Source organism: Achromobacter pestifer (assembly GCF_013267355.1).
Taxonomy (GTDB): domain Bacteria; phylum Pseudomonadota; class Gammaproteobacteria; order Burkholderiales; family Burkholderiaceae_B; genus Achromobacter; species Achromobacter pestifer_A.
In genome coordinates this window covers 6496173-6522273 of record NZ_CP053985.1, presented here as the reverse complement: position 1 = coordinate 6522273, position 26101 = coordinate 6496173, and the positions used below count along the sequence as shown (strand labels likewise).

Below are 26101 nucleotides of genomic sequence, written 5' to 3'. Positions count from 1 at the left end.
GAGAGAGGCATGGATAGGAGACAGTTGTTGGCGCTGGCCGCATTGACGCCATTGAGCCGCGCATTTGCGCAAGGCAAGTATCCGTCGCAAAGCATCAGGCTGATTGCGCCCTATGCGCCGGGCGGCACCGTGGACATCCTGTCGCGGCAACTGGCCGAGCCGATGCGCGCCAGCCTGGCCCAGTCGGTCATCGTGGAGAACCGTGGCGGCGCCGGCGGCACGCTGGGCGCGGACGCCGTGGCCAAGGCCCGCCCCGATGGTTACGCGATCCTGTTCGGGGCGGTGCATCACGCGATTGCCCAGTCCGTGTATCCGAAGCTGGGATACGACATCCGCGAGATGGCGGCGGTAGGCTTTCTGGGACGCGTCAACCACGCGTTGATCGTCAACAAGGATCTGCCCGCGCGGAATGTGCAGGAACTGGTGGCGCTGCTGAAGGCCAATCCGGACAAGTACAGCTATGCCACGCCGGGCGCGGGCACCATGCAGCACCTGATGGCCGAATACTTCAAGAACGTCACCGGCACCCAGATGATGCACGTGCCTTATCGCGGTTCCGCGCCGGCGATCGTGGACATCATTGCCGGGAACGTACACATGATGTTCGAAACCATGCCGTCGGCCATCCAGCACATCAGGGCAGGCAGCGTGCGCGCGATCGCGGTGACATCCAAGGTGCGCTCGCCCAGCCTGCCCGACGTGCCCACGGCGGCGGAGAGCGGGGCGGCCAACTACGACGCGACCAGCTGGTACGGCATCTATGCGCCGCCGTCCACGCCGGCGGAAGTGGTGCGCGTGCTCAACGCGGCGGTCAATGCCGCATTTGCGGACCCGGGTTTCGTGCAGCGCTGGATCGCTTTGGGCGCGGATGCGGGCGGAGGCACGCCGCAGGAACTGGCCGCGTTGACGCGCAGCGAGGTGGAGCGCTGGGCCGAAGTGGCGCGGCGCGCCGATATCAAGGTGGGTTGATGCCGGCGGGCCTCGCGGCCCGGCCGGAGTTTGCATGGAGCAAGGATGAACGATGACTGAACTTTCGAAAGAACAATTGGCGCTGCGGCAGCGCGCGCGCGAACTGGCGCAGACCGTATTCAAACCGACGGCCGCGGCCACCGACCAAGCCGAACAATATCCCTGGAACAATGTGGGCCTGCTGCGCGAAGGCGGCTTCATGGGCATGACGGTCCCGCGGGAATACGGCGGGCAGGGACTGGGCTATCTCGATACCGTCCTGGTCGTGGAGGAAATGGCCCGCGCCTGCGCCACCATGGGACGCATCACGGTCGAAGCCAACATGGGCGCAATCGGCGCCATCATGCAGTACGGCACCCATGAACAGAAGACGCTGGCCGCCGGCTGCGTGCTGGCGGGCGACAAGCCCGCCATCTGCATCTCGGAGCCCCAGGCCGGCAGCGCGGCCAGCGAAATGGGCACCCGGGCTGACCGCCTGGGCGACGACTATCTCATCAACGGCGAGAAATACTGGATCACCGGGGGCGGGGTCTCGCGCCTGCACCTGATCTTTGCGCGCGTGTTCGACGAGGGCGTGGATCTGGGCATAGGTGCCTTCATCCACGTGCGCGAGCCGGACGCGGCCGACGATGGCCTGGAAATCGCCAAGCGCTCCTACGCCATGGGCGTGCGGGGCATACCCGAGACCTACATCAAGTTCCGCGACCTCAAAGTGCACAAGTCCATGCTGGTGGTGCCGCCCGAGGGCTTGAAGCGCGGCTTCGCCGGCCTGATGCAGGCCTACAACGCCCAGCGCGTGGGCGCGGGCACCGTGGCGCTGGGCATCGCGCAGGGCGCCTTCGAGGAAGCCGTCGACTACGTCAAGCAACGCCAGCAATTCGGCCGGCCGATAGCGGAGTTCCAGGGTTTGCAGTGGATGGTCGCCGACATGGCCATCCAGCTGAATGCGGCCCGGCACATGCTGCACGCGGCCGCGCGCAGCGGCACGCCGCAAACCTTCGGCTTCCCGGACCTGTCACAAGCCGCGCAGGCCAAGATATTCGCGGCCGAAACCGCGCAGCGCGTGACCAACGACGCCTTGCAGCTGCATGGCTCGTCCGGCTATGGGCGCGACCTGCCGATGGAACGCCACGTGCGCGACGCGCGCATGTTCACCATCGCGGGCGGCACGGCGCAGATCCTGCGCACCCAGGTTGCTTCCGCCGTGCTTGGGATGAAGCTGCCGCAGACGCGGGATGGGTATATCCGAGGGCGGTGATGCTTGACGACGAATTCCACCGCGCGTAGTATCTTTTGAACCGATCGGTATAAAAGGAGCTTTAGCGATGGAATTCCAAGGCAAAGTCGCGCTGGTCACCGGGGGGACGCGCGGCATCGGCGCCGCCATCGTTCGACGGTTCGCAGAACGGGGCGCCGATGTGGCCTTCACCTATGCCAGGTCGGATCAGGCCGCAAAAGACCACGTCCGCGAACTTGGCAAAAGCGGCGCCAAGGTCCTGGCCTTCAAGGCGGACAGCCGCGATCCAGCCGCCGTCCGGGCGGCGGTGGAGCAGACTGCCCAGGAACTGGGCAGGCTGGACATACTGGTCAATAGCGCTGGCGTGTTCCCCTACGGGCCTGTCGAGGACGCCACGCTCGAGGAAATCGACGACACCCTGGCGATCCACTCCAGAGCGGTATTCGTGGCCTCGCAAGCCGCGCTGGCTCATATGGGGGCCGGCGGGCGCATCATTTCCATCGGTTCCTGCTTCGCGCAACGAGTGCCTTATGGGGGCGTGACGCTCTATGCGATGAGCAAGTCGGCGCTCATCGGATTCACCAAGGGCCTGGCTCGCGAGGTCGGCGGCCGCGGCATCACGGTCAATATTGTCGATCCGGGATCGACCGACACCGAGATGAATCCCGCCGATGGTCCGGCGGTAGCCGCCGAGTTGGAACTCATGGCGGTCAAACGCTACGCCGAACCCGAGGAAATTGCCGCCGCCGTGGCCTATCTTGCGGGGGCCGAGAGCCAATTCATCACCGGCGCATCGCTCGCCATCGATGGCGGCTTCACCGCCTAGGGTTTCGGGAAGTCCAACAGAAATGGGGATTCAGATGGCCTGGGTATTTCTGATTCTGGCCGGCATGCTTGAAATCGTCTGGGCATTGGCGCTGAAGCAGGCCGATGGATTGACGAGGTTCTGGCCGAGCCTGATCGGCATAAGCGTCGCCATGCTGAGTCTCGTCCTGCTTTCCCTGGCCCTGAAGCATCTGCCGGTGGGCACCGCTTACGCCATCTGGGTAGGCATCGGCGCGTTCGGCGTGGCGGTTTTCGGTACATTGGTGCTTGGCGAGCAGATGCCGCCGGCCAAACTGTTGTGCCTGGGGTTGATAGGCATGGGCGTAGCGGGCCTGCGGATAATTGAATCGTGAATTCTGGCAATCAAGCAAAATCGGCCACCGCGCCGAAAATCGGGCGTCCGAAGGAGTTCGACAAGGACCTGGCCTTGCTGGCGGCCATGCGCATCTTCTGGACGCAAGGATATGAAGGCACCTCGATCCAGGATCTCGTCAGCGCCACGGGCGTCAACAAACCCAGCCTCTATGCGACCTTCGGTTGCAAGGAGGAGATCTTCCGGCAGGCGGTCGAGCTGTACGACCGCGTCGAGGGGCGAGCGACGTCGCAGAGCCTCAGCGCAGCCCGTACGGCCCGCGATGCCGTCGAAACCATGCTGCGATCGAACGCACGAGCCTATGCCGTCGCCGAGGGGCCGAGAGGCTGCATGATCGTATTGTCTTCGCTGCTGGGCGCGCCCGAGAACGAAAGCGTGCGCGCGTTTCTGGCCGCAAACCGGGAGGACGGGGAATCGATGCTGAGGCAACGGCTATCGCAAGGCATGGCAGAGGGCGACCTCTCGCCGTCCGCGGACGTCCATCAGCTTGCCGCCTTCTATACGACCGTGCTCGAAGGCCTGTCGATCCAGGCCCGCGACGGCGCGGGCGTGAAGAAGCTCAACATGATCATCGATGCCGCGATGCTAGCGTGGCCGGCCGATTGACGTACGTCAGCGTAGCCACGCAGGGTTCATGCCGGCGCTGCCCAGCCTATGGCTGGACCACCATCCAGGCGACGATCCGCCGCACGACGGGCAGCAGGAGCAATAGGCTGGGAAAGGCCACGATCCAGGAGGCCCCCCAGGCACCGGGCCAACTGATGACAAAATCCGGGCCCACGCCCACGCTCGCGGCAGTCGCCACCGCTGAGACGATGGCCGACATGAAAACCGAAAGAACCAGCGGCATCAAGAAGGGGGCATAGCGCTGCGGGAGTCTTTTCCGCGCGGGTCTGGGCGTGTGCTCAGGCATCTGGATACTCCTTGCGGTTGGGTGCGGACTGTTTCTCGGCCACCAGGTCCTTGATGTACCCGCGCAGTGAACGAGGGTCCCGTCCGAGCGCGGCCTTCAGCGCAAGGCTGTTGCCCCCGAGCCCGCAGGCCCGATAGTGATCGAAAACCTTGGACAGCAGACGCAACTGCTGCTCGCCATAAGGCAGGCGCGCGCTTTCCGCCCATGCGCTGAAACCGGGCTCCAGCGCGACAACCGGAGATCCCAGTTCCTCGCCCAAGGCCGCCACGATATCCATGCGGCTGTACATGCCGGCGCACAGCTCCAAGGTCGCGTAGGCCAGTCTGTCTTCGGTCAGGGCGATTGCGGCGACCTCCGCCACATCGCGATAGTCCACGCGAGCGATTCTGGTGTTCTTGGGAAAGGGTTCGCCGAAACTGGAATGGTTGCGGATCGATGGCCAGGCCAAACCGATGTTCTGCATGAAGTTCGCGGGATGCAGGATCGTATAGTCCAGCCCCGACGAGTAAAGCGCGTCCTCCACAGGGATCTTGCTGGCGTGATTGGCCAGGCGCACGTTCGTCGGCTGGATGACCGATGAAAAGACGAATTTCCTCGCGCCGCTGCGCTTGGCCGCGTCGACCAGGGCAACGCCCATCGGCGCTTCGTCAGCGGTGAACGCGGGGCCGATATGAAAGACCCCGTCCACGCCTTGCGTCGCAGCCACGAGGCTGTCGACGTCGCGGAGGTCGCCGAGGGCGGTCGCGGTCGCTCCCAGCGAGCGGGCCTGAGCGGCGCGTGTTTCGTCGCGGACGAGCGCCCGGACAGCGACCTTGCGCCGCTGCAATTCGGGAACCACCAGGCTGGCGAATTTGCCGGTGGCGCCGACCACCAGAACGATAGGCTGAGTGCCGTTCACAGGTTTCTCCTTCGTATGCGTGTGAGTACGAAGGCAGTGTATTTTCTACTGTTTGGTGGAACAATACGTGCAGAAATTGAAAATGAATCACGATATTCGAGATAAATAATGAGCCGCCTCGAAGACCTGGAAGCGTTCATCCATATCGCTGAAACGGGAAGCCTGACGAAAGCCGCCCGCCGCCTCGGCCGCTCGCTGCAGGCCGTCAGCCGTTCTCTGGCAGCGCTGGAAGAGGACGTTGGAGTGCAACTGGTCCATCGCACCACGCGCCATTCCTCGCTCAGCGAAGCCGGCGAGGCGTTCTTTCGGCGGGTCAAGCCGGCGATGGAGGAAATCGGCGAGGCCCGGCTCGAGGTCGCGGACCGTAGAGCCGCGCCGTCGGGCATATTGCGCGTGGGCGCCCCGGTGCTGTTCGGTCCGGACTTCCTGGTTCCGATCATCGCGCAGTACATGCGCGCGTACCCGCAGATCGAAGTCGATCTGCAACTGACGGACTCCTTTGTCGACCTTTCCGCCGCAGGCCTCGATCTGGTCGTGCGCATCGCAGACCTGCCGGATTCCGGTTTGCAAGGCAGGCGATTGGGAGCCTTGCGCAGAGTCGTGTTCGGCGCGCCTTCCTATTTCGAAGAGCATGGCCGTCCCGCGCATCCTTCGGAACTGCGGCAGCACGACTGCATTGTCAGGACCATCGATCAACGCTCGGGGCAGTGGGCCTTTGAGATAGACGGCAAACGGCGCAGCGTCGGGGTTCGTGGTCCGTTTCGGACCAACACGATGGCGGCGATCTATTCTGCCGTCAGCGCCGGGCTCGGGATCGGCTATTCGCCTCTGTGGCAGATCAGGCATCTGCTGGATGCGGGGCAGGTGGAAGTCATACTCGAAGACTTCGAGTCCAAGCCTGTGCCCATACACGTGCTTTGGCAGGAGCACAGGCTTCCCCCCGCCAAGGTGCGCGCTTTCATTGATTATCTGGCGGCGGGGCTGAAGCTCGATCGGTTCTAGCTGGCACGGTAGACTAAGAATCCTCCCATCCTGATGCCCGGCGATCATGTCTGCCCAAACGCACGTCCGAATAGCCCAGAGCGGAGACATCGATTCGATGGTTGAACTGGATCCGATCGCCAGGCAAGAACCGGGCAGGAGGACCTTTATCGCCCAGGCCGTGGCTGCTGGCCAATGCTGGGCCGCGACAGAAGCGGAGGATGCTTCGGCGCTGATCGGTTACGGGGTGCTTGACCGCTCGTTCTTCGAACACGATTTCATCCCGTTGATCGTCGTCAAGCATTCGGCACGACGCCGTGGCGTCGCTACGGCCATCATGCGGACGCTGGAATTGCAATGCCGGGGAGGAAAGTTGTTCACGTCGACCAATACTTCCAATATCGCGATGCGCCAATTGCTCGGCCAGCTTGGCTTTATCGGAAGCGGCCAAATCGACAACCTGGATGACGGCGACCCCGAGCTCGTGTTCGTGAAGCTTCGATCATCCCGTTGAGGGGTGCCATACGTCTGGAGTTGGCCAATACCAACCTTATCTCTCTCGGCCCAGGAGGATCATCATGCCGGCATTTCAGATCAAGCACTTGGACCACGTCGTGCTCAGGGTTCAGGACCTGGCGCGTAGCGTGGACTTTTACACGAAAGTACTAGGCTGTGAGATCAGCAAGAAGAACGATAAGTACGCGATGATCCATCTGCGCGCCGGCGCTTCCATGATCGATCTGGTCGATGTGCAAGGGCCATTGGGTGCCGCGGGCGGGGGAGCGCCAGGGAAAGACCGGCACAACCTGGACCACTTTTGCCTGCGGGTCGAGCCGTTCGATGAAACGTCCATCCTCGAGCATCTGCGTACTTTCGGCATTACGGCGGACAAGGCCGTGATGCGATATGGCGCGGAAGGCGAAGGGCCTTCGATCTATTGCTTCGATCCCGACGGCAATCAGATCGAACTGAAGGGGCCGGCGAGCTAGGGCAGGCGCATCCGTTTCGCACCTGCACCATGGATTCAGATCGGACCTCTGTATTTGGTCAGCGCACCGGCAGCAGATACTTCAGGGCCTGCATGAAACCGCGCGGCGCCACGGTGAGATGGTCCTCGTCATTCAGGACCACGGACTTCAGTTTCAGGCCCGGATATTTCCGGCCTTGCAATGCTGCCTCCAGCGCCCGGTTGTCGGCGACCATGTCCACCGTCTGGTTGTAGCGCCGGTCGCCTTTGCGCAGGGCTTCGTAGGCGCCGACGTAAAGATAGACATTCGCCGTCAGGTCCCGATGCTGCTGGGCATAGCGGGCTTCGAGCTTCAAGGCATGCCGTTTGTCATACCAGAGGGACGGGCTGCCGAGGACATAGCCGTTGAACATGCCGGGCTCGGTGAACAGGATCTGTGTCCCCAACAACGCCCCATAGGAGTGGCCGAGAAAGAAGGCTCTGTCCGGCTCGGTCCGGTAGCGGGCGGTAACGTATGGCTTTACCTGATCGCGTAGATACGCTTGATAGGCGCGCGCCTGGCCATGGACCGCGTTGGCCGGCGCGGTGCTTGGGCCGTTCGGCGTAGGCGTGTAGTCGCGCTGGCGGCTGACTCCGCCATCCTCGCCTTTGCCATATGACAGGCCGACAAGAACGAATTCCTCGATCTGCGGTCCTTCCACGTTCAGGCGGCGCGCCAACTGCCGGATGATAGGGAAGGCGTAGTCGGCGTCGGTCACATACAGCACGGGGTAGCGCCGCTGCGGCTGCTTCGCGTAGGACGGCGGCAAGGCGACGTAGACCTGGTAGCCCCGGCCTGACACCGGATCGGGCACGTCCCATACTTCGCTATCGGCGATTTCGTATGGGCGGCCCTCGCCAGGTTGTATCTTTGGCGTCGATTGGGGCTGGGCTTGCGCTGGAACGCCAGGCATGCCGACGTTGACGAGGAGGGCAATCAACAGGGCATTCAGAAGGCGTCGTTGCATGTGGGGAAGCGGTGTCAACCAGCGAATTTTTGAGCGCATGAGGTGGGCGGAATTGTAGACTGAAACCATTATTCCAATCCGTTGGGGCCGGCAAGCGCGATGAGTTCTTCATGGCGAGACTGGCTGCCAGGAAGACCGCCCGTTAGACCCGCCGCGGCGCCCGTACCGCAAGGAGCAAGATCATGTCCACTAGCCTGCGCGCAATCCGTTCAGATATTACGAAGCTTCATGTGGACGCCATCGTCAACGCCGCAAACTCCTCGTTGCTGGGCGGGGGCGGCGTCGATGGCGCCATCCATCGCGCCGCGGGCCCGGATCTTCTGCATGAATGCAGCTTGCTGGGCGGCTGCAAGACGGGGGATGCGAAAGTGACCCAAGCCTATCGCCTGTCCGCGCAGTACATCATCCATACCGTGGGTCCGGTATGGCGGGGCGGCGATCGCGGGGAACCGGCGCTGCTGGCCAGCTGCTATCGCCGATGCATCGAGCTGGCGGAGGAACGGGCGGTCAAGTCGATTGCGTTCCCCAGCATCAGCACGGGGATATACGGGTATCCCATCGAATTGGCGGCGCAGGTGGCCGTCGAAAGCGTCCGCGTAAGCCTGGCCGAAGACTCATCCATACTGGAGGTGATCTTCTGCTGCTTTTCGGCGGAAGACCTGCTTCAGTACGAAAGCATCTTGAACCGGCCGCTTGCATGACTAGATGCTGGGGCGCGGCCAGCGAGGCGCAACTTACAGCCGCTGCCCACCTGTCGCATCGATACTCTGCCCCGTAATCCAGCGCCCCTCATGCGACGCCAGAAAGGCGACGATGTCCGCGATATCCTCAGGCTGTCCCACGCGTCCCAATGCAATCGTCTTGGCGATGACCTTGCTCTGCTCCGGATCGCGGGCGCGGGCATTGAGGTCGGTGGCCGTGGCGCCCGGCAGCACCGCATTGATGGTGATGCCGCGTGCGCCGAGTTCGCTCGCCAGCAGCAGGGTCAGCGCTTCCAGCCCGGCCTTGGCGGGCGCGTAGACGCTCATTTCCGGATAGGCGGCGCGGGTGCCCATGGAGGACACGTTGACGATGCGGCCATGGTCGCGCAGGAAGGGCAGGGTCTGCTGGATCAGGAAGAAGGGGGTCTTCAGGTTGACTTGCAGCACCCGGTCGAACGCGTCCGGCGTGACGTCCGGCAGGCGGGCGCGCAGGCCCACGCCGGCGTTGTTGACCAGGATGTCCAGGCCGTCGTCGGCGTAGCGTTCCTTGAGCGAGGCGCGCAGCTCGCCCGCCAACGCTGACGCGGCATCCGCTTGTGCCAGGTCGGCCTGCAAGGCCCAGGCTTGGCCGCCGGCTGCCTGGATCTGGCGCACGACTTCGTCGGCGGCATCGCCTGCGTTGTTGTAGTGCACCGCGACGCGCGCGCCGCGCCGGCCCAGGGCCAGGGCGATGGCGCGGCCGATGCCGCGGCTGGCGCCGGTGACCAGGGCGGTCTTGCCGGCGAGGCTGTCGGGGGTTTCAGTCTGGCTCATGCCGTTTCCGTTTCGGGTTGGGTCCACGCATGTTGCGCTTCCAGTTCGCGCGCGGCAAGCAGCAGCGCATTGCGGTCGACTTTGTTGGTGCCGGCCCAAGGCAGTTCATCCACGAAGCGGATGCGGCGCGGGTGCTGGTAGGCCGGGCCGTGCTCGAGCGCGTGGCGCTTGAGCGCGTCGGCATGCAACTGGCTGCCGTCGCGGCGCACGACGAAGGCGACGGGGATATGGCCGCGTTCCTCGTCGGCCAGCGGCACGACGCAACTTTGGCGCACGTCGGGATGAGATTCCAGTAGCTTCTCGACCTCGACCGGATAGATGTTCTCGCCGGAGCAGACGAACATGTCGTCGGCGCGGCCCACGAAGTAGTAGAAGCCGTCGGCATCGCGCCGCAGCACGTCGCCGCTGTGGTACCAACCGTCCTTGAGCACCTGGGCGCTCTTTTCGGGCAGGTTGTGATAGCCGGCGAGCACGGCAGGGTTCTTCATCAGCAGCACGCCCTGGTCCGGGCCGGGGCCGTCCGCGAGCCGCACCTGGGTGGGATCGAGCGGGTAGCCCAGCGCCAGCGCGGGCGTGGGCAGGCCGTCGGGGTGCGGGCCGAACACCGCCGGGCCGGCCTCGGTGGTGCCGTAGCCGTGGGTCACGCGCACGCCCGGCAGGGCGCGCTGGATGCGTTCCAGCAGCGCCGCGGTCATGGGGGCCGAACCCAGCATGACGCGGGTCAGCGCCGACAGGTCGCGTTCTTGCAGCAGCGCCGGATCCTTGACCAGCCGCGCGAACATGGTGGGCACGGCGGTCAGGACGGAGATGCGGTAACGCTCCAGCGCGGCGGCGTAGGCGGCGACGTCGAACGAAGGCTGGATCACGAGCAGGCTGTTGCTGGCGAAGGCGCGCTTGGCCATGAACAGGCCGTTCATGTGGAATAGCGGCTGGGCCAGCAGATAGCGTTCCTGCGTATCGGCGCGTGCGACGACGGCGCCGGAGGTGGCGGCCAGCGCCCACAGCTGGCCGCGGTGCGTAAGCGGCACACCCTTGGGCTTGCCGGTGGAACCCGAGGTATACAGCATCTGGGCGATATCGTCGGCCTGCGGCGTGACGAAGCCGAAGTCCGTGGGCGCGATCTGCGCGGCAAAGCCCTGCGGACCGGCGTCGTCGAAGTCCAGCACCGGCACCTTGGCCTCGAAGGCGGCGCGGCGTGGTCCGTCCACCAGCGCGAGTGCGATGCCGGCGTCGCGCAGCACGTAGTCGATGTTCTCCTGTGACTGCTTGATGTTGACGGGGACGGCCACGTAGCCCGCGCGCATGATGCCGAAGTAGGCGATCAGGTATTCGGCCCGGTTCAGCGCGGCGATGGCGATGCGGCTTCCGGCTGCGAGGCCGCGCGCGGACAGCCAGGCGGCCACGCCGCCCGCCAGCAGGCGGACCTGGGCATGGGTGTAATGCAGCGGCGCGTCGGACTGGCGCAGGTCGATGATGGCGGGCAGATCGGAAGACAGTTCCGGGTCGGCCAGATGGCCCAGATTGAGTAGGGAGTGCGTCATGGAATTTTCCGAAGAGAATGCGGCTCAGCGCTTTTGCAGCTTGGGATTGAGCGCGTCGTTCAGGCCGTCGCCGACCAGGTTCAACGACAGCACGGCCAGCATGATGGCCACGCCCGGCACGGCGCAGATGTACCAGGAGGAGCGGATCAGGCTGCGGCCTTCGCCGACCAGCCGGCCCCAGCTGGCGATGTTGGGGTCGCCCAGGCCCAGGAAGGAAACCACCGATTCGTAGAGGATGGCGCCGGCCACCACCAGCGAGGACATCACGATGACGGGCGGCAGGGCGTTGGGCAGGATTTCGGCGGCGACGATGCGCAGCGGACTCATGCCCAGCGCCCGGCAGGCCTGCACGAACTCGCGTTCCTTGAAGGACAGGAACTCGGCCCGGGTCAGGCGCGCAATGGGCGGCCACGACACCAGCCCCACGGCCAGCGTGATGTGCTCGATGCGCGGTCCCAGGATGGACACCACCGTCAGCACGAACACGACGTTGGGAATGATCTGGAACAGTTCGGCCACGCGCATCAGGCCTTCGTCCACCCAGCCGCCGGCCCAGGCCGCGGCCGCGCCCACGCTCACGCCGATCAGCGTGGCGGTGGCCGCGGCCACCAGGCCGATCAGCAGGGTGGCGCGCGCGCCATGGGCGATCATGGCGGCGATGTCGCGGCCCATGGAATCGGTGCCCAACGGATGGTGCCAGGACTCGAACGGCCAGATCTCGGGGGCGCCGACGATGCGCAGCGGGTCGGTGGGATACAGCCAGCCGGCGCCCACCGCCAGAAAGGCGACCAGGACCAGCAGCGCGGCGCCCGCGACGGCGCCCCGGTTGCGCGCAAAGCGCGCGGCGAACGAGGCGCGGCGGTGGGGGGATGCTGCGGGAAGGGCGAGGGTAGGGGATGCGGACATGTCAGGCAGCCTTGATGCGCGGGTCCAGCCGCGTGTAGATCAGGTCGACGGCGATGTTGGCGATGATCACCACGAAGGAGCTGAGCACCAGGATGCCCAGGACGACGGGATAGTTGCGGCTCATGACGCTGTCGAACAGTACGGCGCCTATGCCGGGCCAGCTGAACACCGCTTCGACCACGATGCTGCCGCCCAGCACCGCGCCCAGTTGCAGGCCCAGCAGCGTGACGATGGGCAGGAAGGCGTTGCGCAACACATGGCGCAGGACCACGGCGCTGCGCGTCAGGCCCTTGGCGTAGGCGGTGCGCACGAAGTCCATGCGGCTGACCTCCAGCATCGAGGCGCGCATCACGCGGGCATAGGCGGCGGAATAGAACAGCCCCAGGGCCAGCGCCGGCAGCGCCAGGTGATGCAGCACGTCCAGCGCCTGGCGCCAGGCGCCACCGGACAGGCCGATGGTGACCATGCCGCCGACCGGAAACCAGCCCAGCTTCACCGAGAAAAGAACGATGAGCATGATGCCCAGCCAGAAACTGGGCGCGGCAAAGCACAGCACCGCGAACACCGATACGGCGCTGTCCCACCAGGTGTTGACCTTGACAGCCGAGACGATGCCCGCCGCCATGCCCACCAGCACCGCGATGGCCAGGCTGGCGCCCATGAGCAGCAGCGTGGCCGGCAGGTGCGCCAGGATCACGTCCAGCACCGGCAGGTTGTGGCGGTAGGAATAGCCCAGGTCGCCGCGCGCTACCGAGCCCACGTACTTCAGCAGCTGCACCGCGGGAGGCTGGTCCATGCCGTAGGTCACGCGCAGGCGCTCGATGAGCGCCGGATCGGTGACCTGCTGCTCGGCCGTCATCACGTCCAGGAAGGTGCCAGGCACGGATTGGATGAGCGCAAAGTTCAGCACCACCACGCCCAGCAGCAGCGGCACGGCCTGGGCCAGCCGGCGCAAGATCAGTCGGATCGGCATGCGCGCGCCTCAGGCCTGCAGCCAGACGTCGGCCAGGCTTTCGCCCTGGACGTTGGCGCCGGTGGTGAAGTTGCGCACGTTCTTGCCGGCTAGCGTGAACGACTGGATCTCCACCAGTGGCACGTGGGGCACGTCGGTGGAGGCCAGGCGGGCGAACTGGTGCGCCAGCGCCCGGCGTGCGTCCGGGGAGGTTTCCTGGGTCAGCTTTGCGACCAGGGCGTCCATCTCGGGATTTGAGTAGCCGGTGGCGTTGCGGAAGGCGGCGCCCTTGACGATGCCGTCGGTGGTGTAGAACTGCGTGACGGTGGGCACCAGTTCCAGCGGCGAGGTGAAGTTGGAGACGGCGATGTCGTAGTCGTAGTCGCCATAGATGCGCTTGAGCGCCGTGGCGCGGTCCACCGAATCCAGCTTGACCTCGATGCCCACGTCTTGCAAGGCCTGCTTCAGGTACTGGCCGAGCTTGGCGTTTTCCTCGAACCAGGCGGCGGCCACCAGGTTCACGGTGAAGCGCTTGCCGTCCTTCACCGGCAGGCCGGCGGCGTCCAGCAGCGCGGCGGCCTTCTTGGGGTCGAAGGGATAGCGCGGCACGTCCTCGGTGTAGAACAGCGGGTTGCTGCTGAAGACCGGCGCGATGGCGGGCTTGCCGCGGCCGTAGTAGATGGTGTCGACGATGAACTGGCGGTCGATGGCGTGCAGGATGGCCTGGCGCACCTCGCGGCGGTTGACGATGTCGCGGCGCTGGTTGAATTCGGCGGTCACGGTCCAGGCCGAGTTCTGGTAGCCGCGCGTGTCCACCACCACCTTGCCGGTCTTGAGCAGGCGGTCGATGTCGCGCGCCGGCACGGGATTGGAGTAGGCCAGGCCCAGCTCGCCGGTCTCCAGCGCGGCGCCGCGCGTGGCGGGGTCGCCCCACCAGCGGATGATGAGGCGGTCCAGGTTGGGCTGGCCGGCATTCCAGTAGCTGTCGTTGCGCAGGTATTCGACGTGGCTGCCGCGCACCCATTTGCCGTACTTCCAGGGGCCGGTGCCGACCGGCGTGTTGTTCAGCGGATTGGTGATGATGTCGCGGCCGTCGTACAGGTGCTTGGGCACCAGCAGCTGGAACTGGCCGGCCAGGGTGGATTTCAGGAAGAACTCCGGCACGGGCGCGTCGAAGTTCAACACCACGGTCAGCGGATCGGTCGCGGTGGCGCCGGTCAGCGATTTCAGCGCGATGCCGGCGGAGACCGGCTTCCAGTGCTGCAGCACGTTGTAGACCACGTCGGCCGAGGTGAAGGGAGCGCCGTCGTGCCAGGTGACGCCTTCGCGCAGTTTGATGGTGTAGCTGCGGAAGTCCGCGGCCGGCGTGACGGACAGGGCCAGCGCGGGCTGGAACTTCAGGTCGGCGTCCAGCTTGAGCAGGCGTTCCAGGATCTTGGTCGCGGTCTGGAACGGGCTGGACCCGCCGCCGCCGGGGACGAACAGGGCCTGAGGCTCCAGGCCGCCCCAGCTTGCCACCAGGGTGCCGCCCTTGCGGGCGGGGCCGGCGTCGACGCCGGGCTGGGAAGTCGCGGCCAGCAGTGCCTGGGGCGCAATGCCCAGGCCGGCGGCCAGGCCGCCCGCGGCGGTACGGGTCAGGAAGGCGCGCCGTCCGGGGCGCTGCGCAGTGGTCATGATGGTGTCCTTGAAGATGAGAGTCCGCTCAGCCCTGGCTGAGCGTGGCGTAGGTGGCGCGGCCGATGGCCACCAGCGCGCCCTGGTCGTTGTAGAGATCCACGTCGGCCACGCCCACGCTGCGGCCGTTGCGGCGCACGCGGGCCACGGCGGTCAGCGCGGTGTTGACGGCGGGACGCAGGTAGTCGACGCGGAAGTTGATGGTCGGCAGGCCGCGGCCCAGCAGCATGCCCACGGCGAAATCGCCCACCGTGTCGATCACGGCGGCCAGTGGTCCGCCATGCCATTGGCCGCTGGCCGCGCCGCGCTCGAATTCGGGGCGCATGGGGGCCAGCACGGTCAGTTCGCCTTGTTCATGGTTCACGTCGCGCACCGACAGGCCGAGCCAGGCGATAAACGGCGAATCGTCGAACTTGGCCTGGATGGCGGCGGCGTCCAGGGTGGCGGCGGGCGCCAGCGCCTTCGGGTTCGCGCTCATGCCGACACCAGCACTTTGCCGACGATCTTGCGGTCTTCCAGCGAGGCCAGCGCCTGGGCGCCTTGTTCCAGCGGCCACTTGCGGTCCACGTGGACGCGCAGCCGGCCGTCGCGCACCAGCGCCAGCAGCTCATGCAGGTCCTCGCGTTCCCAGCCGTTGGAGCCGCGGATCTGCAGCTCGAAGGTCCAGATGTAGCGCAGGTCTTCCTTGGGATCGAAGCCCGCGGTGGCGCCGCAGGTCAGCAGGCGGCCGCCCAGGCGCAGGCAGCGCAGCGATTTGACCCAGGTGTCGCCGCCCGTGAAGTTGACCACCACGTCCACGCCTCCGGGCTTGCCGCTGCGGCGGCGCGACGGCTTGCCGAAACGCTCCTGGACTGCCTTGAGGAAGTCTTCCTCGGTGTACAGGATGATGTGGTCGGCGCCCAGGGCGCGCAGCGTCTCGGCCTTTTCGGGGCTGCCGGCGCAGGCGATGACCTCGGCGCCGGCCAGCTTGGCCAATTGCACGGCGCACACGCCCACGCCGCCGCTGGCGCCCAGGATCAGCACTTTTTCGCCGGGCTGGATCTGGCCGATGCGGTTCATCATGCGCAGGGCGGTGCCGTAGGCCACGGGCAGGGCCGCCGCCTGGTCGAAGCTAACCTCGTCGGGCAGGCGCAGCAACTGGTGCGCCGGCACGCGGCACAGCTCGGCCAGGCCGCCGTGGATGGTCTCGCCCACCAGTCCGCCGTCGACCCGGTCTATCGGGTCGACCAGCACGCGGTCGCCCGCCTGCCAGTCGCGCACGTTGGCGCCGGTCTGCACCACCACGCCGGCCACGTCCAGGCCGATGATGACGGGAAAGGGCAGCTTGATGCCGGGCATGCCGCGCCGGGTGAACACGTCGTGGTAGTTCAGGGACGAGGCCCCGACGCGGATGACCACGTCATCGGGACCGGCGACGGGATCGGGGAATTCGGTTTCCAGGCGCAGCTTGTCGCTGCCGCCGTGTTCACGCAAAACGATGGCTTTCATGAGTTTCTTGAAGTGTGGATAAGGGAAAGAATCACCACGCGGCCAGGCCGGCTATGGCCTGACGCGTGATCTGCAGGCCGTGGGCCACCACATTGCGGCGCCAGACGCTGGAAACGGGAACGAAGGCGTCGACCAGGTCGGCGCGCAGTTGCGCATCGCGCACCGTGTCGGGCGCGGCCGGTGCCTTGAAGCGCAGCCACTGGTCCAGGCGCAGGGCCGGGCGCATCTGTAAGCCGCGGGTGCCGAATTCGACCACCGCGCCGGCCAGCGGCCGCTCGCCCAGCGCCTGCTGCACACCACGGAATACCAGGCCTTGGTAATCGGGGCGGGCCAGGCCGTGCGGGCGCTGGCCCAGCACGCGCCCCGCGCCCCACCAGGCTGCGGCCTGTGCCTGCTCCGTGCTGCCATCCGGGTTGAAGCACAGAAAGAAGGGTTCGCCGTATTCGCCGATGCCGGTGTGCCAGTCGATGAAGGCCACGCGCTCGCTTGCGCCCAGGTGCTCGTCGACGATGCGGCGCAGGGTGCGGTTGGACCATTCGGGACCGCTGCCGCCGTAGACCAGGCCGTCCGGATGCGTGTATTGGCCGCTGGCCGTCGCGTTGAAGAGCGCGTCCGCGCCATGTTCCTGGCGGAAGCGCTCCAGCGCCTCGGCGCCGGCGTCGAGCGTGGCTTCGGTCCAATGTGGCGGAATCAGGTGTGGATGCAGAACGCCGTAATGCGGGTTGGTCGGCGCGGGCCGGGTGTGGTCGATGAAATTGCGGTTCAGGTCGACGTTGTTTTCGGTGGTGCGCGTGTCGTGCGCATAGCCGTAGGGATTCAGCGCATGCACCAGCACCACGTTGACGTCGTCCGGCAAGGGCAGGCCGCCGTCCACCTGCAGCCAGGCCAACTGCACCGCCGAGCCCGCCGCGCCTTCGAGACCGTGGGTGCCGCTGATGGCCAGATGCGTGCGGGCGGCGGCGGGGCGGCCCAGTACCGCCACGTCCACCGTCAGCGGCCGGCCTTGCGGGTCCCGCGCGGTGGGATGCTCGTGGCGCGAGAGCGCCGCGCCGTGCGCGGCGGCGGCGGCCACGAAGGCGCCGCGCGCCGCGGCGTAGTTGGCGGAAAAGCAGGTCCAGTAGTCGGGCAGGGGCTGGCCCATCATGCCTCCTGCACGAAGACTTGCAGCGCGCCCGCGGCATGCTCGGGCGCCACCGCCAGTTCGCCTTGCGCGTTGGCGCGGTAGGGGACCTTGTTGGCGTCGAGCCACGCGCGGGTCTGTCCGATATCGCGCACGCCGATGACCGAGCCCGCGAACCAGCCGCCCTGGCTGCTGGCGGGCAGGCCCGCAGGCACGCGCACTTGGGGGAAACGCTGCTCGAAGGCGGCGGGTGCAAGGAAGTCGATGCGCAGGCTGCCGCGCCGCACTTGCAGGCCCAGGCCGGGAAGTTCGCTGATGGCAATCGGGCCGAGCACGCGTTCATACGCGGCGCGCAAGGCGCGCGGCTCGGGATGCACGACGATCAGGGACTCGATGCGGCGCGCGCCGTTGGCGTGATCCTGCCATTCGGGCCGGTAGACCAGATGGCGCGTGAGGTGGCCGCAGGTGAAGAAGTCCGGCACCGCGAACAGCCCCGCGGGAAACTGGGTATTGTTCCAGGCCGCGTCCTCGCTGCCTTTGGGCAGGTGCACGGGACGGCCGCCGCGCTGAGGCGGTTCGGCGTCTATGCCCAGGTACGCAAGCTCCGCATGCACTGCGGTGCTGTCGGTGGTTTGCAGTGCGACGGAAACCGGGCCTTGGTGGGCGTCGTCGAATCCCGCGAAGCGCGACTGCTCGCGCAGCTCCGGCGGAAAGGCCAGCAATTCCAGATAGTTGGCGTCCAGGATCAGCGTCTGGTTGCGCGTGCCGCGATGGTGCCGGCCTTGCGGCGCCAGGGCGAAGCCTAGCTTCTGATATTGCTCGGTTGCGGCCTGCAAGTCGTGCACCCGGATAATGTAGTGGTCCAGGCCGGTGACTGAGGGTAGGGACATCGAATTTCCTGATTGCGCTTGAGTGAAGGGCAGTCTGTCCGATGCAGGGCCCTGCTAGAACGATTGAATTCGCATGTGGATATCTGTTTTCTGATGACGAACCGCAGGCGGAGATAGAATGCGCACTTCCACATGCGTCATGACATACAGGACCGCCGTGCCCGCTTCCCGCCCACCCGTCTCACGCCGCTGCGCAACGCGCGCCAGCATTGCGCTGACGCTCGCGTTGCTGATTGCCGGCGGCGCGCAGGCGCAGGGCGCGACGCCCGCGCCGGGCAAGGTCAGCGAGGCCATGGGCGATTTCCGGATCGAGGGATATGAAGGTTCGAGGCTGCGGCAGATCAAGTACCGCGGCAAGACGTATCGGCCGCTGAACGCGTACGAGTTCATCCGCGTGCAGGCGCTGGGCCCGACGATGGGCGGCCAGCCGGTGCTGTTGGCCGTGTCGAACGATTTCATGGGCGTGGGCACGATTTTGATTGCGGTACAGAACGACACGCCGCTGGCGCGCGTGCTGAGCCCCACCATCGACATGCGCGATCCCGACCTGGGCCTGCCGCAGCCCGGGCGACAGGACTTGTTGCTGTTCACGGCGGGCTCGCGCGCGCTGGTGACGTCGACCGGGCAGGTGCTGTGGTTCGAACATCTGCTGCCCAAGGAGTACCAGCCGTCAGGGGTCAGGCTGGTGTCGGTAGCGCCGGACAACCGTAGCGGCGCCTTGCTGCTGGACAACGAGATCCGCCTGAGCAAGCAGGACGACGGCGTCTATGCGCGCGTGCCGTTCACGAGGGCGATGCAGAGCAAGGCCTTCAAACCGCTATGGGACGAGAGCTATGCGACTGCGGGCAAGGCGCTGGACGAGGGCAAGCGCATCGACCAGCGCCGTCTGTACGACAACCTGAAAGCCGAATGGATCAACCGCAATTTCCGCTGGCACGAGACCCGGCAAGGCTGGCAGCTGCGAGGGCAGGGGCTGGATTCATCGCCGGTCCTGGCTCAGGAACCAGGAGAAGTTCGATGATGGCGCGCACCATGTTCCAGCTGACCGCAAGGCGCGCGGCGCGCTTGGCGGCGCCCGCGCTGCTGGCGGCGCTGATGGCGGGGTGCGCGACGCAGGCCGATGTCTTTGAGAAGCACTTGCGCAGCGAAGACGCGAAACCCACGGATGCCGCGCTGACGCTGGACGTCACCTTCGCCCGCGCGCCCGACCACACCCCCAAAACCGACGTCTACGGCGCCGAGAAGCGGGTCGAGTATTCGGGCTATCCCAGTATCGACGTGCCCTTCTATCGGAAGGGCCTGGGTTTCGAGCTGGGCGTGCTGGGGGATCCGCGGGCGCTGCTGGCCTTGCCCTATCCGTCGCCCAAGACCGATTCGTCCTTGGCCCGCCTGAAGATCTTCGGCCAGCGCCTGGATGCCCGGCACTATCGTTTCCTGGTCCTGCCCCGGCCCGGATGGCGCAGCCTGGACAGCTTCCAGGTGTCGTTCGCCATCAATGGCCGGCGCGAAGGCATGACCTTCGCCTACAGCGCCCAGACCGTATGCGACAGCAGCTTCGACGTGACGACGCCCACCTATGGCTTCGGCATGTCGGTGTCGGCGAGCTTTCCCGGCGGCAAGCCGGGCTGCCTGAAGGCATGCGATGCGCGGCCGGGTTACCCGGGCCATTGCGCGTTCTTCTCCGACTTTGACACGGTGTCCGGCCTGTAGCGCCGGTTTCAAGCGCTATCGGCCGTCCGCATATTCATATCTGAAAGTCTTCTTTGTCGTGGACTGCGCGGACAAGCAGCATGGAGGTCCGTTCAATGCACATCCATCGACAACGACATGGCAACTCGCAAGACTCCGGGCGGCGCCCGCATCGCAATCTCCCTGGCGCTGGCTTTGGCCGCCGGCGCGGCGCAGGCCGACGCCACGCTGGACAAGGTCAAGGAACGCGGCACCATCACCATAGGCGTGCTGGCCAATGGCGGGGTGTTCGGTTCGCTGGATCCCGCCACGCAGCAATTGGTGGGCTGGAACCCTGAGCTGGCGCGCGAGCTGGCCAAGGGCCTGGGTGTGAAGGCGGAACTGGTGCAGGTGCAGACCGCCACGCGCACGCAATTCCTGATCTCCGGCAAGGTCGACCTGCTGATCGCGTCCATGGAGCTGAACCCGGAGCGCGCCGAGATCCTGGGCTACGTGCCCACGCCGTTCTTCCGTGTGGGCGGCACGGCCGCCACCCTGAAGACCAGCGGCATCGCGAAGTGGGAGGACCTGCGCGGCAAACCGGTGTGCGTGTCGCAGGGCAGCAGCTTCGCCCGTCCCCTGTCGGCCGACTATGGCGCCGTGGTCAAGGGTTACAAGAGCTCGTCGGATTCGCTGCTGGCGCTGCGCGGCGGCCAGTGCGTCGCGGCGGTGCACGATTCGACCTTGATCCAGCCGCTGCTGCGCAGCAACCCGGAATGGAAGGACTATCACGCGCCCATCGCCACCGAGGTGCTGCCGGCCAACTCGGTGGTCTGGACCCGCAAGGGCGAGGCCGACACCATCGCCGCCGTGGACAAGGTGGTGCAGGACTGGCACCGCACAGGCTGGCTGATTGCCACGGAAACGCGCCTGGGCATCGCTCCGCCGCAGCCGCTGCTGCAGGAACTGCACGCGAAGTACAAGCAGGGAAGCTGAGGCGGGCCGGGACATGTTGGAATCGGCATTGCAAGCCTGGGTCGGCTTTTTCAAGCCACTGGGCCTGAACTACGGCTTTGTGCTGGACGCGGGCGAGCTGTCCGCGTTCGGCCGCGGGCTGCTGGTGACGCTGCAGCTGTGCGCGTGGACCATACCGGCGAGCCTGCTGTTCGGCGTCCTGATCGCGGCGGGCCTGACCAGCGGCCGTGCCTGGCTGGCCCGGCCGTTGCAGGCTTTTGTGGAAGTCACGCGCAACACGCCCACGCTGGTGCAGCTGTACTGCGCTTTCCTGGTGCTGAACATGCTGATCACGCAAAAGCTGGGCGGCGGCAGTCCGATAGCGCCGTTCGCATGGGTGGTGATCGTGGTGGCCCTGCACAAGGGGGTGTTCCATGCCGAGGCCCTGCGCGCGGGTATCGAAGCGGTGCCCGCGGTGACGATGGAGGCGGCGCGCTCGCTGGCGTTTTCGCGGCGCCAGATCCTGACCCAGGTGCAGCTGCCGCTGGCATTGCGCTTTGCCTTGCCGGCACTGGTCAACAACCTGGTCGACCTGGTGAAGATGACCGCCATCGCCTCGGCCATCGCGGTGGGCGACGTGACCTATGAAGCCATCATGATCTGGTCATACCGCGACAACGTGCTGGAACTGTTGCTGTTGATCCTGCTGTACTTCGGCTTGCTGACCTGGCTGGTGGGCCTGGGCGGGAAATGGCTGGAAGAACGTTTGAGGATGCCTGGCTATGGCCAATGACCTGGTCCTGGACGCAGGGGCCGCGGGCCGACGGCTGCCGGCGGCCTTGCGCGATCCCTGGCTTGCGGTGTTGTTGGCGCTGGCGGCGCTGAATCTGGCGTGGGCGGCTACCGGCACCGCGCCCGCCGCGGTACAGGCCTTGTGGCATTGGTCGCCCGCCTTGCTGCGCGGGTTGGCGATGAACATCCAGATCAGCGTGCTGGCCATGGCGCTGGGCACGCTGGCCGGGCTGGTGGTGGGCGCGCTGTCGCTATCGCCGTCGCTGCCGTTGCGCCGCCTGACGCGCGCCTACGTGTTGCTGTTCCGCAATGCGCCCATCCTGGTGCTGGTGTACTTCACCACCTACGTATTTCCTTTTGAGTTGCGGCTGGGCGGATGGAGCCTGCCGTTTCCGGAGTGGATCAAGGTGGTCATCGGCCTGGGCCTGCCTGCCAGCGCCAACGTGGCCGAGATCTTCCGGGGTGCGATCCAGTCCATCCCCAGCGCGCAATGGGAGGCCGCGCAGTCGCTGGCATTCCGGCGCACGCAGATTTTCCGCATGATCGTCTTGCCGCAGTGCCTGCGGCGGATGCTGCCGTCATGGATGAACCTGTACGCCAGCATCACCATGAGCACCTCGCTGGCTTCGCTGGTGGGCGTGCACGATCTGGTCGACGCGGCCACGGTGGCCAGCAATACGGTGTCGCGCAGCGACTTCACCATATTGGTCTACTTCACGCAATTGGCGCTTTTCTTCGCCTATTGCTACCCCATCGCGCGCTGGACGCGGTATCTGGAAAAACGCCATGAGCATCATTGAGTTCGAGGCGCGCGCAGCGGCCTCCCTCGGCGCGGCTGCGCCGCCGCTGGTCAGCCTGCGGGACGTGCATCTGGCCTTCGGCCAGACGGAGGTGCTCAAGGGCATAGACGTCGAGATCCAGCAGGGGCAGGCGGTGTCCATCATCGGACCCTCCGGGTCGGGCAAGTCCACCATCCTGCGCTGCATTACGGGACTGCTGCGCCCGCAGCGCGGCCGCATCGAGGTCGGCGGCGTGCGCGTCGACGCCTTGAAGACGGAAGCCGAGCTGATCAGCCTGCGCAAGCGCGTGGGTTTCGTGTTCCAGCAGTACAACCTGTTCCCGCACCTGAGCGTGCTGGAGAACCTGACAATCTCCCCCGTCAAGGTGGGCGGCGTGCCGCGGGCGCAGGCCGAGGCGCGGGCGCGTGAGCTGCTGGCTCAGGTGCGGATGGAGCACAAGCAGGACGCCTATCCCGGCGAGCTGTCCGGCGGCCAGCAGCAGCGCGTGGCGATCGCGCGCGCGCTGGCGTTGCAGCCCGAGCTGATCCTGTTCGATGAAGTGACTTCCGCGCTGGATCCCGAGATGGTCGGAGAAGTGCTGAGCGTGATCCGCGAACTGGTGGAGGACGGCCTGACCTGCGTGCTGGTGACCCACGAGATGCGCTTTGCCGAAGAGGTCAGCGACATCGTGTATTTCACCGAGGCCGGCCGCATTGTCGAGTCTGGGCCGCCGGCGCGCTTGTTCGGAGCGCCGGCCAGCGAGCGCACGCGCGCCTTCCTGCAACGCGGGACCGGCGCGGTTCCTCTGCGGGGGAAGAACCCCGATCCCATACAGACCTATTTGAATTTCGATCCGCTGCGCCTGGCGGTATGAACCCTGATGGAGGTGTGCATGACTTTCGTATCGCTGATCCAGATTCGTACCGAGGTGCGAGCATGAGCCTGGCCAGTGCCCGCATCCAGACCCGGCTGGTGCATGCCGGCGCGCCCGACCTCAAGCAGGGTGCCGGGCCGGTGAATGTGCCGGTGGTGCGCACTAGCACTGTGCGCTTTGCCGATACCGCCGCACAGGCGGCCCTGGGCCGGCAGCGCGCGGCCGGCGAACGCGTGGCGACCTACGGGCGCCATGGTCTGGACACCCATCAGGCGCTGGAAGAGGCGGTGGCGTTGCTGGAAGGCGGCCATCGCACCCTGTTGGCGCCTTCTGGGCTGTCGGCCATCGTGCTGGTGCTGCTGGCGACCCTGGCACCGGGCGAGCACGCCTTGGTGGCCGACAGCGTCTATTCGCCGGTGCGCAAGGTGGACCGCGCGCTGTTGCAGCGCTATGGGATCGAGGTGGAGTATTTTTCCGCCGCGCGCGACGACCTGGAGCCGCTGATCCGCCCGAACACGCGCCTGCTGTACCTGGAATCGCCCAGCTCGCTGCTGTACGAAGTGCAAGACCTGCCGGCGCTTGCCGCGGTGGCGCGGCGGCATGGCGTGCTGGTGGCGGCGGACAATACGTGGAGCGGCGGCCTGTACTATCAGCCGCTGGCGCTGGGGGCGCACATTTCCATCCAGGCGGCGACCAAGTATCTGGCAGGGCATTCCGACGTGATGATGGGCGTGGTCACCGTGGACAGTCCCGAGTTGGCCAGGCGACTGGGCGCGACCCACGACGCCCTGGGCCTGTCGGTGGGCGCGGACGACGCCTACCTGACCTTGCGCGGCCTGCGCACGCTGGATGTGCGGCTGGCGCGCCACCATGAAAACGCGCTGGCCGTGGCCGAGTACCTGGCGCGGCACGAGGACGTCGCCAGAGTCTATTACCCCGCGCTGGAACAGGATCCGGGCCATGCCCTGTGGAGGCGGGATTTCAGCGGCGCCAGCGGCCTGGTGTCGTTCGCGTTCCGGCATCCCGATGCCGCGGCCGCTGCGCGCTTCATCGATGTCTTGCGCTATTTTTCGATCGGCGCGTCCTGGGGCGGCTACGAAAGCCTGGCGCTGGAGGCCGCGCCCGAGCGCCTGGCCGAGCACAGCCATTGGCGGGAGGGCCGGCAAACCCAATCGGTGGTGCGCCTGCACATCGGGCTGGAGAGCCCACTGGATCTGGTGGCCGACCTGGGCCGCGCGTTCGAGGCCACGCGCCAGGCCCTGCGGCGCAGCGCTTGATGCATATGCAAATGAGTGATTTTCTTTAGGGTTTCGGGCTATGTAGAAGCAACGTATACCTCTTTGTCCGTCAGTACCCGCGACCACTAGAATTTGCCCTGTTCCATGATTGGCGGCAGGGCATGTCTACTATTCTTTCCATCGGATCGGTACAGCTTCCTTTTCTTGCGCAACGGCAGGAAACGGTACGCGAGTTCTATAGCAACATCATCGGCCTGGACGAAATGGCCGGCGCCGGCGGCCAGCGCTTGCTGTTCGCGCTGGGCGAGGCGACCTTGTCGCTGTCTCCCGTGGAGGAAGTCAGCCGGGAAGTGAAGCCCGATTACCTCGCCCTCAGAACCGGCGCCTACGACGAGATCCTGGCGCGTCTGCGCCTGGCAGGACACCATCCGGTCTGCTCCTTGCCCGACGCCGAGGCGCGCGTGATGTATGTGAAAGACCCCTCCGGCAATCAGCTGGCTTTCCTGGGCTGAGGCGCGCGATGAACTTTCAGCAATTGCGCTCCGTGCGCGAGGCCGTGCGCCAGGACTTCAACCTGACCGACGTGTCCGAGAGCCTGCATACGTCCCAGCCCGGCGTCAGCCGGCAGATCCGCGAGCTCGAGGAAGAGGTGGGCGTCGACATCTTCGTGCGCTCGGGCAAGCGGCTCATTGGACTGACCCCGCCCGGTGAACTGATCCTGCCGCTGGTCGAGCAGATCCTGCAATGCGCCGACAATATCCGTCACGCGGGCGCGGAATACGCGGACAGCCGGACCGGGGTGCTCTCCATCGCGGCGACCCATTCGCAGGCGCGCTACGCCTTGCCGCCTGTCATCAAGGAATTCCGCGAGCGCTATCCTGACGTGGTGCTGCACCTGCATCAGGGTTCGCCCAAGCAGGTATCGGAGATGCTGCTGGAAGGCGAGGCCGACATCGGCGTGGCGACGGAAGCGGTGGCCGACTATCCAGGGCTAGTCAACCTGCCGTGCTACCGCTGGAGCCACAGCATCATCGTGCCTCGCGGCCATCCGCTGGAACGGCAGCAGGATGGCGTGACGCTGTCGCAGCTGTCGCGCCATCCCATCATCACCTATGGGCGCGGCTACACGGGCCGGGCGCATATCGACGAGGCGTTCGCGCGGGCCGGCATCACGCCCGACATCGTCATGACGGCGATGGACGCGGACGTGATCAAGACCTATGTGGAGCTAGGGCTGGGCCTGGGCATCGTGGCCTCGGTGGCCTGGGATGCCGAACGCGACACGCGCCTGTGCGCCATCGACGCCCGCCATCTGTTCGAGATCAACCTGACGCGGCTGGCGATACGGCGCGGCGCATGGCTGCGCGGCTACGCCTTCCATTTCGTCGAGATGTTTGTGCCGACCTTGACGCGCGAGATCGTCGAACGCGAGCTCAAGGGCGAAGGCTGAGCCAGGCGGCGGACTGGCCGTCGTCCTGCGCATATCGTTAGTTGCATCGCTTCGTTCCCGTCGCGGCGCAGCGCACGTAGGCTGACCTTTT

Annotated in this window: 30 protein-coding genes; 18 read left to right on the top strand and 12 right to left on the bottom strand. The window is 66.2% G+C overall.

The features are described 5' to 3' along the window. Nucleotides 1-9: 9 nt before the first annotated feature. The 5 genes from FOC84_RS30720 (at nt 10) to FOC84_RS30700 (ending at nt 4010) form a co-directional block, all read left to right on the top strand. Nucleotides 10-969 (top strand): Bug family tripartite tricarboxylate transporter substrate binding protein, encoded by a 960-nt coding sequence (locus FOC84_RS30720; RefSeq protein WP_173149008.1) that lies wholly within the window; start codon nt 10-12, stop codon nt 967-969. Nucleotides 970-1021: 52 nt separating this feature from the next. Then, the gene (acdA, locus tag FOC84_RS30715; RefSeq protein WP_173149006.1) at nt 1022-2227 is read left to right on the top strand and encodes a 3-sulfinopropanoyl-CoA desulfinase; all 1206 of its coding nucleotides are present in this window, start codon (nt 1022-1024) and stop codon (nt 2225-2227) included. A gap of 67 nt (nt 2228-2294) precedes the next feature. Further along, nucleotides 2295-3032, top strand: a complete 738-nt coding sequence (locus FOC84_RS30710; RefSeq protein WP_173149004.1) for an SDR family oxidoreductase — start codon at nt 2295-2297, stop codon at nt 3030-3032. 34 nt (nt 3033-3066) lie between these two features. Continuing rightward, nucleotides 3067-3384 carry a DMT family transporter gene (locus FOC84_RS30705; protein WP_173149002.1) on the top strand — a complete coding sequence of 106 codons (318 nt, stop codon included), beginning with the start codon at nt 3067-3069 and terminating at the stop codon, nt 3382-3384. Then, nucleotides 3381-4010 carry a TetR/AcrR family transcriptional regulator gene (locus FOC84_RS30700; RefSeq protein WP_173149000.1) on the top strand — a complete coding sequence of 210 codons (630 nt, stop codon included), beginning with the start codon at nt 3381-3383 and terminating at the stop codon, nt 4008-4010. Before FOC84_RS30705 ends, FOC84_RS30700 begins: the two co-directional genes overlap by 4 nt. 46 nt (nt 4011-4056) lie before the next feature. Here the strand turns inward: FOC84_RS30700 and FOC84_RS30695 are convergent, their stop codons facing one another. Next, entirely contained in the window at nt 4057-4317 is a 261-nt protein-coding gene (locus FOC84_RS30695) for a DUF2798 domain-containing protein (RefSeq protein WP_173148998.1), read from the bottom strand. Further along, nucleotides 4310-5215, bottom strand: a complete 906-nt coding sequence (locus FOC84_RS30690; RefSeq protein ID WP_173148996.1) for an NmrA/HSCARG family protein — start codon at nt 5213-5215, stop codon at nt 4310-4312. The genes FOC84_RS30695 and FOC84_RS30690 overlap by 8 nt, the downstream gene beginning before the upstream one ends. A 108-nt stretch (nt 5216-5323) precedes the next feature. Between FOC84_RS30690 and FOC84_RS30685 the strand changes: the two genes are divergently transcribed. The 3 genes from FOC84_RS30685 to FOC84_RS30675 all read left to right on the top strand — a co-directional run bounded on the left by FOC84_RS30685 (nt 5324) and on the right by FOC84_RS30675 (nt 7185). After that, nucleotides 5324-6217 carry a LysR family transcriptional regulator gene (locus tag FOC84_RS30685; RefSeq protein WP_173148994.1) on the top strand — a complete coding sequence of 298 codons (894 nt, stop codon included), beginning with the start codon at nt 5324-5326 and terminating at the stop codon, nt 6215-6217. A gap of 97 nt (nt 6218-6314) precedes the next feature. Then, nucleotides 6315-6710, top strand: a complete 396-nt coding sequence (locus tag FOC84_RS30680) for a GNAT family N-acetyltransferase (RefSeq protein WP_254241829.1) — start codon at nt 6315-6317, stop codon at nt 6708-6710. A gap of 64 nt (nt 6711-6774) precedes the next feature. Next, nucleotides 6775-7185 (top strand): VOC family protein, encoded by a 411-nt coding sequence (locus FOC84_RS30675; RefSeq protein ID WP_173148990.1) that lies wholly within the window; start codon nt 6775-6777, stop codon nt 7183-7185. Nucleotides 7186-7243: 58 nt separating this feature from the next. Here the strand turns inward: FOC84_RS30675 and FOC84_RS30670 are convergent, their stop codons facing one another. After that, the gene (locus tag FOC84_RS30670; RefSeq protein ID WP_254241828.1) at nt 7244-8239 is read right to left on the bottom strand and encodes an alpha/beta hydrolase; all 996 of its coding nucleotides are present in this window, start codon (nt 8237-8239) and stop codon (nt 7244-7246) included. Nucleotides 8240-8352: 113 nt separating this feature from the next. On the opposite strand from FOC84_RS30670, the gene FOC84_RS30665 reads away from it, so the two are divergent. Then, nucleotides 8353-8871 (top strand): O-acetyl-ADP-ribose deacetylase, encoded by a 519-nt coding sequence (locus FOC84_RS30665; protein WP_173148988.1) that lies wholly within the window; start codon nt 8353-8355, stop codon nt 8869-8871. Between the two features lie 33 nt (nt 8872-8904). Here the strand turns inward: FOC84_RS30665 and FOC84_RS30660 are convergent, their stop codons facing one another. Genes FOC84_RS30660 through FOC84_RS30620 form a run of 9 tightly spaced genes read right to left on the bottom strand, consistent with a single transcriptional unit; the run spans nt 8905 to nt 18255 of the window. Further along, nucleotides 8905-9684, bottom strand: a complete 780-nt coding sequence (locus FOC84_RS30660) for an SDR family oxidoreductase (protein ID WP_173148986.1) — start codon at nt 9682-9684, stop codon at nt 8905-8907. Beyond that, nucleotides 9681-11225 (bottom strand): class I adenylate-forming enzyme family protein, encoded by a 1545-nt coding sequence (locus FOC84_RS30655; protein ID WP_173148983.1) that lies wholly within the window; start codon nt 11223-11225, stop codon nt 9681-9683. The genes FOC84_RS30660 and FOC84_RS30655 overlap by 4 nt, the downstream gene beginning before the upstream one ends. Before the next feature lie 24 nt (nt 11226-11249). After that, entirely contained in the window at nt 11250-12131 is an 882-nt protein-coding gene (locus FOC84_RS30650; RefSeq protein ID WP_173148982.1) for an ABC transporter permease, read from the bottom strand. Between the two features lies 1 nt (nt 12132). Further along, nucleotides 12133-13104: an ABC transporter permease gene (locus FOC84_RS30645; RefSeq protein ID WP_173148980.1), complete on the bottom strand. Its 972-nt coding sequence runs from the start codon at nt 13102-13104 to the stop codon at nt 12133-12135. A gap of 9 nt (nt 13105-13113) precedes the next feature. Beyond that, complete coding sequence (locus FOC84_RS30640; protein WP_173148978.1) at nt 13114-14757, bottom strand: ABC transporter substrate-binding protein; 1644 nt, start codon at nt 14755-14757, stop codon at nt 13114-13116. Nucleotides 14758-14785: 28 nt separating this feature from the next. Further along, a complete protein-coding gene (locus tag FOC84_RS30635; RefSeq protein WP_173148976.1) occupies nt 14786-15235 on the bottom strand; it encodes a PaaI family thioesterase in 450 nt (149 codons plus the stop codon). Continuing rightward, the gene (locus FOC84_RS30630) at nt 15232-16245 is read right to left on the bottom strand and encodes a quinone oxidoreductase family protein (protein WP_173148974.1); all 1014 of its coding nucleotides are present in this window, start codon (nt 16243-16245) and stop codon (nt 15232-15234) included. Before FOC84_RS30630 ends, FOC84_RS30635 begins: the two co-directional genes overlap by 4 nt. A gap of 31 nt (nt 16246-16276) precedes the next feature. Beyond that, the gene (locus FOC84_RS30625; RefSeq protein WP_173150524.1) at nt 16277-17386 is read right to left on the bottom strand and encodes a DUF2817 domain-containing protein; all 1110 of its coding nucleotides are present in this window, start codon (nt 17384-17386) and stop codon (nt 16277-16279) included. Then, a complete protein-coding gene (locus FOC84_RS30620; RefSeq protein WP_173148972.1) occupies nt 17386-18255 on the bottom strand; it encodes a VOC family protein in 870 nt (289 codons plus the stop codon). Before FOC84_RS30620 ends, FOC84_RS30625 begins: the two co-directional genes overlap by 1 nt. A gap of 157 nt (nt 18256-18412) precedes the next feature. On the opposite strand from FOC84_RS30620, the gene FOC84_RS30615 reads away from it, so the two are divergent. The 9 genes from FOC84_RS30615 to FOC84_RS30575 all read left to right on the top strand — a co-directional run bounded on the left by FOC84_RS30615 (nt 18413) and on the right by FOC84_RS30575 (nt 26010). Then, nucleotides 18413-19276, top strand: a complete 864-nt coding sequence (locus FOC84_RS30615) for a hypothetical protein (protein WP_254241827.1) — start codon at nt 18413-18415, stop codon at nt 19274-19276. Continuing rightward, nucleotides 19273-19965 (top strand): hypothetical protein, encoded by a 693-nt coding sequence (locus tag FOC84_RS30610; protein ID WP_173148970.1) that lies wholly within the window; start codon nt 19273-19275, stop codon nt 19963-19965. The genes FOC84_RS30615 and FOC84_RS30610 overlap by 4 nt, the downstream gene beginning before the upstream one ends. 117 nt (nt 19966-20082) lie before the next feature. After that, entirely contained in the window at nt 20083-20919 is an 837-nt protein-coding gene (locus FOC84_RS30605) for a transporter substrate-binding domain-containing protein (RefSeq protein WP_173148969.1), read from the top strand. A 13-nt stretch (nt 20920-20932) separates the two neighbouring features. Beyond that, nucleotides 20933-21670 carry an amino acid ABC transporter permease gene (locus tag FOC84_RS30600; protein ID WP_173148967.1) on the top strand — a complete coding sequence of 246 codons (738 nt, stop codon included), beginning with the start codon at nt 20933-20935 and terminating at the stop codon, nt 21668-21670. Beyond that, nucleotides 21660-22469 carry an amino acid ABC transporter permease gene (locus FOC84_RS30595; RefSeq protein WP_173148965.1) on the top strand — a complete coding sequence of 270 codons (810 nt, stop codon included), beginning with the start codon at nt 21660-21662 and terminating at the stop codon, nt 22467-22469. The genes FOC84_RS30600 and FOC84_RS30595 overlap by 11 nt, the downstream gene beginning before the upstream one ends. Continuing rightward, nucleotides 22456-23322 carry an amino acid ABC transporter ATP-binding protein gene (locus FOC84_RS30590; protein ID WP_173148963.1) on the top strand — a complete coding sequence of 289 codons (867 nt, stop codon included), beginning with the start codon at nt 22456-22458 and terminating at the stop codon, nt 23320-23322. Before FOC84_RS30595 ends, FOC84_RS30590 begins: the two co-directional genes overlap by 14 nt. Nucleotides 23323-23384: 62 nt before the next feature. Then, nucleotides 23385-24599: a cystathionine beta-lyase gene (gene metC, locus FOC84_RS30585; protein WP_173148961.1), complete on the top strand. Its 1215-nt coding sequence runs from the start codon at nt 23385-23387 to the stop codon at nt 24597-24599. Between the two features lie 122 nt (nt 24600-24721). Next, nucleotides 24722-25072, top strand: a complete 351-nt coding sequence (locus FOC84_RS30580; RefSeq protein WP_173148959.1) for a VOC family protein — start codon at nt 24722-24724, stop codon at nt 25070-25072. A gap of 8 nt (nt 25073-25080) precedes the next feature. After that, nucleotides 25081-26010: a CysB family HTH-type transcriptional regulator gene (locus tag FOC84_RS30575; RefSeq protein WP_173148957.1), complete on the top strand. Its 930-nt coding sequence runs from the start codon at nt 25081-25083 to the stop codon at nt 26008-26010. The last annotated feature ends 91 nt before the right edge of the window (nt 26011-26101 follow it).

Bases quoted from the DNA above. Each gene is read 5' to 3' on its own strand.
- FOC84_RS30685 (WP_173148994.1), top strand. From the start codon at position 5,324: ATGAGCCGCCTCGAAGACCTGGAAGCGTTCATCCATATCGCTGAAACG.
- FOC84_RS30590 (WP_173148963.1), top strand. From the start codon at position 22,456: ATGAGCATCATTGAGTTCGAGGCGCGCGCAGCGGCCTCCCTCGGCGCG.
- FOC84_RS30650 (WP_173148982.1), bottom strand. From the start codon at position 12,131: ATGTCCGCATCCCCTACCCTCGCCCTTCCCGCAGCATCCCCCCACCGC.
- FOC84_RS30710 (WP_173149004.1), top strand. From the start codon at position 2,295: ATGGAATTCCAAGGCAAAGTCGCGCTGGTCACCGGGGGGACGCGCGGC.
- FOC84_RS30720 (WP_173149008.1), top strand. From the start codon at position 10: ATGGATAGGAGACAGTTGTTGGCGCTGGCCGCATTGACGCCATTGAGC.
- FOC84_RS30605 (WP_173148969.1), top strand. From the start codon at position 20,083: ATGGCAACTCGCAAGACTCCGGGCGGCGCCCGCATCGCAATCTCCCTG.
- FOC84_RS30705 (WP_173149002.1), top strand. From the start codon at position 3,067: ATGGCCTGGGTATTTCTGATTCTGGCCGGCATGCTTGAAATCGTCTGG.
- FOC84_RS30680 (WP_254241829.1), top strand. From the start codon at position 6,315: ATGGTTGAACTGGATCCGATCGCCAGGCAAGAACCGGGCAGGAGGACC.
- FOC84_RS30575 (WP_173148957.1), top strand. From the start codon at position 25,081: ATGAACTTTCAGCAATTGCGCTCCGTGCGCGAGGCCGTGCGCCAGGAC.
- FOC84_RS30645 (WP_173148980.1), bottom strand. From the start codon at position 13,104: ATGCCGATCCGACTGATCTTGCGCCGGCTGGCCCAGGCCGTGCCGCTG.
- FOC84_RS30655 (WP_173148983.1), bottom strand. From the start codon at position 11,225: ATGACGCACTCCCTACTCAATCTGGGCCATCTGGCCGACCCGGAACTG.
- acdA (WP_173149006.1), top strand. From the start codon at position 1,022: ATGACTGAACTTTCGAAAGAACAATTGGCGCTGCGGCAGCGCGCGCGC.
- FOC84_RS30665 (WP_173148988.1), top strand. From the start codon at position 8,353: ATGTCCACTAGCCTGCGCGCAATCCGTTCAGATATTACGAAGCTTCAT.
- FOC84_RS30635 (WP_173148976.1), bottom strand. From the start codon at position 15,235: ATGAGCGCGAACCCGAAGGCGCTGGCGCCCGCCGCCACCCTGGACGCC.
- metC (WP_173148961.1), top strand. From the start codon at position 23,385: ATGAGCCTGGCCAGTGCCCGCATCCAGACCCGGCTGGTGCATGCCGGC.
- FOC84_RS30640 (WP_173148978.1), bottom strand. From the start codon at position 14,757: ATGACCACTGCGCAGCGCCCCGGACGGCGCGCCTTCCTGACCCGTACC.
- FOC84_RS30600 (WP_173148967.1), top strand. From the start codon at position 20,933: ATGTTGGAATCGGCATTGCAAGCCTGGGTCGGCTTTTTCAAGCCACTG.
- FOC84_RS30610 (WP_173148970.1), top strand. From the start codon at position 19,273: ATGATGGCGCGCACCATGTTCCAGCTGACCGCAAGGCGCGCGGCGCGC.
- FOC84_RS30625 (WP_173150524.1), bottom strand. From the start codon at position 17,386: ATGGGCCAGCCCCTGCCCGACTACTGGACCTGCTTTTCCGCCAACTAC.
- FOC84_RS30580 (WP_173148959.1), top strand. From the start codon at position 24,722: ATGTCTACTATTCTTTCCATCGGATCGGTACAGCTTCCTTTTCTTGCG.
- FOC84_RS30695 (WP_173148998.1), bottom strand. From the start codon at position 4,317: ATGCCTGAGCACACGCCCAGACCCGCGCGGAAAAGACTCCCGCAGCGC.
- FOC84_RS30675 (WP_173148990.1), top strand. From the start codon at position 6,775: ATGCCGGCATTTCAGATCAAGCACTTGGACCACGTCGTGCTCAGGGTT.
- FOC84_RS30660 (WP_173148986.1), bottom strand. From the start codon at position 9,684: ATGAGCCAGACTGAAACCCCCGACAGCCTCGCCGGCAAGACCGCCCTG.
- FOC84_RS30630 (WP_173148974.1), bottom strand. From the start codon at position 16,245: ATGAAAGCCATCGTTTTGCGTGAACACGGCGGCAGCGACAAGCTGCGC.
- FOC84_RS30595 (WP_173148965.1), top strand. From the start codon at position 21,660: ATGGCCAATGACCTGGTCCTGGACGCAGGGGCCGCGGGCCGACGGCTG.
- FOC84_RS30620 (WP_173148972.1), bottom strand. From the start codon at position 18,255: ATGTCCCTACCCTCAGTCACCGGCCTGGACCACTACATTATCCGGGTG.
- FOC84_RS30670 (WP_254241828.1), bottom strand. From the start codon at position 8,239: ATGGTTTCAGTCTACAATTCCGCCCACCTCATGCGCTCAAAAATTCGC.